Raw genomic sequence first — 2162 nt, 5'->3', positions numbered from 1 at the left:
CAGAAACGGGGCAATCCCAGGTCGGCATACGTCCCGCTGAACGCCGCAAGCTGGCCTTGCAGCTCCATGGATCTGACGCGGTGATTGCGTCCCAACATGCGCAGCACGTCTGCCGCCGCGTTCTCGCCTGCAGCGTCCAACTCAGCAGCAACCTCGGCCACATGATCGGCCACCACCTCGGCAGCCACGATGCCGTTCGCCATCGTCCGCATGAGGTTCAGCATCTCGTATCGGTTGTTCATGTCCTCACCCTTCCGATGAGGCTCTTAACCCATGTTGTTCCCGGAGGCGCTATGCAGAAGCGTTGCAAAGTTGCCGAGCCTTCACGGCATCCGCAGCGCGCCAAAGGGCAGGATACCCGTCCCAACTCCGGTAGAGGTGGGCTAACCCGCGGCGCCCTACCCTCACATTCGGATCAGAGCATCTATCGTAGTGTCGGCGACTCCCCGGGCTTCAGGTGGCGATCCTCACCGTCAGGGCCGCCTTGCGACACGTGGGAGTTAAGCCGGTCCAGGTGCTCGAAGACATGCTCGAAGGCGCGCGTAACCGCCTCCTCGAACGAACCGTCACCCTTGCCCTGTGCGGCCTTGAGGGCGCTGAGGAGTTGCTGATGCTTCTCGGTATCGCTCGACATGGAACGCCTCCTGCCGGTGTAATATCGGCTTGGACGGCAAGCGCGACGACCGCGCCCGGTTCCGGGGTGTCTATCGAGAGGCAGAGTCGCAGACTTGGCAGTGAGCGACCGAGCGGGTGGCTTTGATTTCCGGGTACTTTCCGGAAGTGTCAACGCGCGTGTGCGCGAGGACCGGGCGGCTGAAAAATGCTAAGGTCTGGGCCGCCGCTACTGGAAATCGGTACTCAATCGTTGCTTTTCGTTATTTCTAGCCACTTCTCGTGGCATCTTGTGGCGATACCGAGGGGGGTGGATGTTAGTAAATGTCAGTCCCATAACTGCACCGATTTGAAAACAATCAAACAAAATCATGCCGCCACGGATCGCGTCACTACTAAGCCCGGAGGTGCGGTTTCAGCGGCGGTTTCAGGCGCCTACGCACGAGAGGCCGCTGAAACCGCGGCAGTCGGGCGTTGGTTTCCACACTGGTTTCCAGCCCCTACGCGCGGGAAGGCCAACCGAGCAGGTCAGGTTCGCGACGGTCTGTGATAGTATTCGCGGATCAAAGGTACGCCGTGTAAGAGGTCGTTATGCCGAAGTCGCCCAAGCCTGCCGAGACGAAGCCGTTGCGCGAGCCTGACGCCCGCGAGAAGGCGGCAATGGATCGCGCGCTTGAGCGGTACAAAGCGCGGCCAGCACCGTTCGAGTATGCTGTACATCCTCAGGCGGACGGGATGCAGAAGCTTGCACGCCCGCATTCGGACGACGCGGGACACCTCCTCCACGCACTCGATGCCTTCGGCACTGCCTCTAATGACTTCAAGGACAACGCCCTGGTGCAACTTGGCGCCGTCGTTCAAGATGTGACCGACAAGGAGGCGTTCGCTCAACAGTTCAACGCCAGCCTTGCCGCCATCTCAGGTATCGCCCCACAGAACGAAGTTGAGGCAATGCTGGCCGTGCAGATGGTCGCGACGCACGATCTTGCGATGAAGGCGATGCGGAAGATGTCCCATGCGTCCGATGTCGACCGGATGGACAAGCTCGGCAACATCGCCACGAAGATGATGCGGACCTACACGACGCAGATCGAGGCGCTGGCGAAGCTCCGGCGGGGTGGCGAGCAGACGGTGCGGGTCGAGCACGTCCACGTCTACCAGGGCGGCCAGGCGATCGTTGGTAATGTGCAGAGGGGCGGGGCCCCCGGGGGGTATGATTGAAAATGGACAGCAACCCCATGCACTCGCTGGCCCGGCAGCCCACGCCCTTCCGCCTGGCGCCTCGATGCTGTGCCAGGACCAGGCAGGGGCTGGAGTGCCAGTCGCCGGCAGTGTCGGGGAAGCGTCGGTGCCGAATGCACGGCGGCGCGAGAGGAAGCGGGGCGCCGCGCGGTAGCCGGAACGGGAGCTATACCCTCGGGCTCTGGACACAGGAGATGCAGGAGCTGCGGGCAGAAGCTCGGGCCGTCATCGCAGACTCCCGGAAGGCGCTCCGGCACCTGGCAGATAGGTAGGATGACACGAGGGGCCTTAGAGCGTTTTCAGTTTTG

At 62.3% G+C, this 2162-nt stretch carries 4 protein-coding genes; 2 read left to right on the top strand and 2 right to left on the bottom strand.

Annotation, left to right across the window (positions count from 1 at the left end; translation table 11 throughout):
* Positions 1–242: hypothetical protein (locus A5481_RS31750; protein WP_048437690.1), on the bottom strand; the 242-nt coding region annotated here is incomplete at its 3' end.
* Positions 243–424: 182 nt separating this feature from the next.
* Positions 425–634, bottom strand: coding sequence for a hypothetical protein (locus tag A5481_RS31745; protein WP_048437691.1), 210 nt, complete (start codon positions 632–634; stop codon positions 425–427).
* Positions 635–1203: 569 nt separating this feature from the next.
* Here A5481_RS31745 and A5481_RS31740 point away from each other — a divergent pair.
* Both A5481_RS31740 and A5481_RS35795 read left to right on the top strand, forming a co-directional pair.
* Positions 1204–1833 carry a hypothetical protein gene (locus A5481_RS31740; RefSeq protein ID WP_053082637.1) on the top strand — a complete coding sequence of 210 codons (630 nt, stop codon included), beginning with the start codon at positions 1204–1206 and terminating at the stop codon, positions 1831–1833.
* A 2-nt stretch (positions 1834–1835) separates the two neighbouring features.
* On the top strand, positions 1836–2126 hold the full coding sequence (locus A5481_RS35795) for an HGGxSTG domain-containing protein (RefSeq protein WP_342586434.1): 291 nt from the start codon (positions 1836–1838) through the stop codon (positions 2124–2126).
* The last annotated feature ends 36 nt before the right edge of the window (positions 2127–2162 follow it).

The sequence above is a fragment of the Methylobacterium platani genome (genome assembly GCF_001653715.1).
GTDB classification, from domain to species: domain Bacteria; phylum Pseudomonadota; class Alphaproteobacteria; order Rhizobiales; family Beijerinckiaceae; genus Methylobacterium; species Methylobacterium platani.
This window is presented reverse-complemented; position numbering and strand designations above follow the sequence as displayed.